The sequence below is a fragment of the Microcystis sp. LE19-10.1B genome (genome assembly GCF_027530565.1).
GTDB lineage: Bacteria > Cyanobacteriota > Cyanobacteriia > Cyanobacteriales > Microcystaceae > Microcystis > Microcystis aeruginosa.
Genome location: NZ_JAPZQM010000079.1, coordinates 1 through 3,805, shown reverse-complemented (window position 1 = coordinate 3,805; position 3,805 = coordinate 1). Strand labels below are relative to the sequence as shown.

Below are 3,805 nucleotides of genomic sequence, written 5' to 3'. Positions count from 1 at the left end.
ATTGTCTATCTTTTGGTATTAACCTATTTGTGCCTTAAGTCCTTTCCTGTATGAATTTCAGCTACTTTTGAGCGTAGTTGCTCTCATCGAATTTTATTTTAAGTTAATTATTTGCATAACAATTCCCGAAGAGCCAAATTTACCAGGGAGCTAAAAATGCTCTATCGGTTTCTAATCGTACTATAACCGAATATTTCCAAGATACTGAAACATCCGATTTAGTCACCCAACTGAGAGCCTATTACAGTTTAATAATTTTCAGAATTCAAGAGCGATTTAATCCTAAGAATGTATCCTCAGAAACTACTTATCATTCCCTAGCAGATAATTTCAATGATATTGATGCCTCTACACAAAATTTAACAGGTTTGGTCGATTTGGAAACTGAAAAATCTTCGTCTGAAAACTGGTTAGATAATCTTTCTGGATCAATTTCTGATCAGGAAGATTTTGAGAAAGCATTAGAATATGGGCGTGTTTTTCGTCAGAATGTATCCTCAGAAACTACTTCTCATTCCCTAACAGATGATTTAAGCGATCTTGATCCTTGGACAAGAGACTTAGTGGGGGTTGTCGATTTAGGACCAGAAGACCCAAAAGAATCGTATATTGATTATTTAGTGGAGAAGTATCGGTGAAACGAGTCTTATTCGACAGTGATGTATTGCTAGATGTTTTGGGTAAGCGTGAACCACATTTTCCAGCATCTGTACAAGCATTAAATACAGTTAAGACAGGTAAAACTCAAGGATATATTTCTGGTCATGCTGTCACTAATATTTATTATATTTTGTCTAAACAAAACGGAAGGGAAAGCTCAAGAAAATTGGTGATAAGTCTTCTAGAGAACGTAGGTTGGGTTGAAGCATGAAACCCAACACCCGCTCATGTTACCCTACCACTAACCCATCCTACAAACTTTTTGGCGCAAACCCTAACTAATGCTTCGGTAAACGTAAACCATCCGATCGCATGGGGATTAAAATCTGAGTTAAACTGCGTAATTGTTCGGCCGTTCCCATACAAATTAACAGATCCCCGGCCATTAATTCCGTATCGCCAGTCGGTCCCCCAATTAGCGTACCATCGGCGCGACGTATAGCTAAAACTAACGCCCCCGATCGAGATCTTAAATGTGCTTGACTAAGACTTAAACCGACACAGGGACAAGTCCTCGGATCGATTAAAAATTCTTCCATATAAAACGATCGATCGGTTCCAGTTAAAATCCCATCGACAAAATCCATCACCTGGGGTCGTAGGGCTGCGGCCGCTAATCTTCTACCGCCGGTAATATAGGGAGATACTACCGCATCGGCCCCGGCCCGTTGTAATTTTTGTACTGCTTCTTCGGTACTGGCCCTAGCAATGGCGCGAATTTTCGGATTAAGAGTTTTAGCAGACAAAACTGTATATAAATTCTCCGCATCGGAAGTTAAAGCGGCCACAATACAAATAGCGCGTTCGATTCCTGCCATTTGTAAAGATTTATCTAAGGTGGCATCTCCTTGAACAACAATATAATTTAATTCTTTGGCCCGATTTACCTGTAGGGGGTCTGTATCAATGACTACAAAAGGAATATTTTCGGCGTGAAATTCGATCGCCACCTGTCTACCCGTGCGACCCAAACCACAGATGATATAGTGTTCCGATAGTCGATCGATCAAGCGTTTCTCCTGTCTCTGTTTGAGTCCCTCTTGAAAATAGCCTTGAATTAAAGCTTCGGTCAAGCGATTAACAATATAACCGATGCTAACTACTCCCATCACGATCAAAACCATTGTAAACAGTCGTCCCCGTTCACCTAGGGGATTAATTTCGCCAAAACCGACGGTAGCGAGGGTACTAATCGTCATATAGGCCGAATCTAGCCAACTCCAACCCTCGATCAGATGATACCAAAGCGTACCCAGCAAAAACACCACGATCAGGGCAAAAATTCCCCCGATTAATTCCTGACGCAGACGACGATATTTATCTTCACTGATAGACAAGCAAAATTCACCCCTAAGACTGTCTAGTAAATTACAATAAAATCAGTTTTTAATCTAAATAACCCGTCCTTCTCAGACGGATTTGATTATAATTTCCCCTATGTCTAATCGCGCAGGAGTTCCCCAGTGAGTCCAGAAACCCTTTTAGAACCAACCCTAGTTGATCCCACTCCCAATTTAAACCCGAATCAACCCTTCGATCGAGATAGTTTTAACAGCTATGTGATGAATACTTATGGTCGTTTTCCCATTGCGATCGCCAAAGGGTTAGGCTGTCTTCTCTGGGATACTTCCGGTAAACAATACCTTGATTTTGTTGCGGGAATTGCCACCTGTACCCTCGGTCACGCACACCCCGCTTTAATTGAAGTGGTTAGCCAGCAAATCCAAAAACTCCATCATGTCTCGAATTTATACTATATTCCCGAACAAGGGGAACTAGCTAAATGGATTGTCGATCATTCCTGCGCTGATAAAGTCTTTTTCTGTAATTCTGGTGCGGAAGCGAACGAAGCGGCGATTAAATTAGTACGGAAATATGCCCATACGGTGCTAGATTTCCTCGAACAGCCGGTTATTTTAACCGCTCACGCTAGTTTTCACGGTCGGACTTTAGCTACCATCACCGCAACCGGTCAACCGAAGTACCAAAAAGACTTTGAACCCCTGATGCCGGGGTTTGCCTATATTCCCTATAATGATATCGAAGCGGTGGAAAATGCGATCGCTGATCTCGATGAGGGTAATCGTCGTGTGGCCGCGATTATGTTGGAACCCTTGCAGGGTGAAGGGGGAGTTCGTCCAGGGGATATCGAATATTTCCAACGTTTACGGCAAATTTGCGACGAAAATAACATTTTGCTTGTCTTTGATGAAGTACAGGTGGGAGTCGGAAGAACTGGTAAACTCTGGGGTTATGAGAATTTAGGAGTGGAACCGGATATTTTCACTTCTGCTAAGGGTTTAGCGGGTGGTATTCCCATCGGTGCGATGATGTGCAGAAAATTCTGTGATGTGTTTGAACCGGGTAGTCATGCGAGTACCTTTGGAGGTAATCCTTTCGCTTGTGCCTCAGCTTTAACAGTATTACAAACCATTGAACGGGATCATCTTCTCGAAAATGTCCAGCAGCGAGGGGAACAGTTACGCAGCCGTTTACGCGTGATTGCTTCTCAATATCCCCATCTATTTGTCGATGTGCGCGGTTGGGGTTTAATTAATGGTCTGGAAATTAATTCAGAAAGTGAGTTGGTTTCATCTACTATTGTTAATGCAGCCTTGGCCGAGGGTTTATTAATTGCTCCCGCAGGTCCGAAAGTTCTCCGTTTTGTACCTCCTTTAATTGTCTCGGAAACAGAAGTAGATGAGGCTATGGATAAGCTAGAAGCAGCCATCGCTAAAGTGGTTTAATTTCAGTTATCAGTTATCAGTTATCAGTTATCAGTTATCAGATGTAAGTTTTAAGTTGAGAGTTTCCAGAACGTAGGTTGGGTTGAAGCATGAAACCCAACGCCCGCTCATGTTACGCTACCGCTAACCCATCCTACAAATAATTGTGCCTACCTACTTATGAGTCAATTATTTTTGAGCTTTATCCCCCCTAACTGTCACCTTTTCACTGGACTAGGGGAGGATAAATCTACTGTTGTTCGGGGCAAATAAAATGAGGTTCTTCGGTTTATGTTATGCAATGGAGGGGGTTTATAAGGGATGAAACCCTTATATAGAAAGACATTTGGCGATTTTTGTCAATTGTTTTCGATCTAGAACGAGCTAATCAATTAAGTCTCTTGCCAGATAAGGATTTA

The 3,805-nt window shown here is 42.1% G+C and carries 3 protein-coding genes and 1 pseudogene; 3 read left to right on the top strand and 1 reads right to left on the bottom strand.

The window, feature by feature from the left end:
• Positions 1–134: 134 nt before the first annotated feature.
• Together O9332_RS02840 and O9332_RS02835 are read left to right on the top strand one after the other, a co-directional pair.
• Positions 135–638: pseudogene (locus O9332_RS02840) on the top strand (hypothetical protein); the annotation flags it as partial.
• Positions 635–871, top strand: coding sequence for a type II toxin-antitoxin system VapC family toxin (locus tag O9332_RS02835; RefSeq protein WP_002758952.1), 237 nt, complete (start codon positions 635–637; stop codon positions 869–871). The pseudogene O9332_RS02840 and the gene O9332_RS02835, both read left to right, overlap by 4 nt.
• A gap of 67 nt (positions 872–938) precedes the next feature.
• Here O9332_RS02835 and O9332_RS02830 read toward each other — a convergent pair whose 3' ends face one another.
• Positions 939–1,997, bottom strand: a complete 1,059-nt coding sequence (locus tag O9332_RS02830; protein ID WP_002758951.1) for a potassium channel family protein — start codon at positions 1,995–1,997, stop codon at positions 939–941.
• A gap of 126 nt (positions 1,998–2,123) precedes the next feature.
• Here O9332_RS02830 and O9332_RS02825 point away from each other — a divergent pair, with 126 nt between their 5' ends.
• A complete protein-coding gene (locus tag O9332_RS02825) occupies positions 2,124–3,407 on the top strand; it encodes an aspartate aminotransferase family protein (RefSeq protein ID WP_002758950.1) in 1,284 nt (427 codons plus the stop codon).
• Positions 3,408–3,805 lie beyond the last annotated feature (398 nt).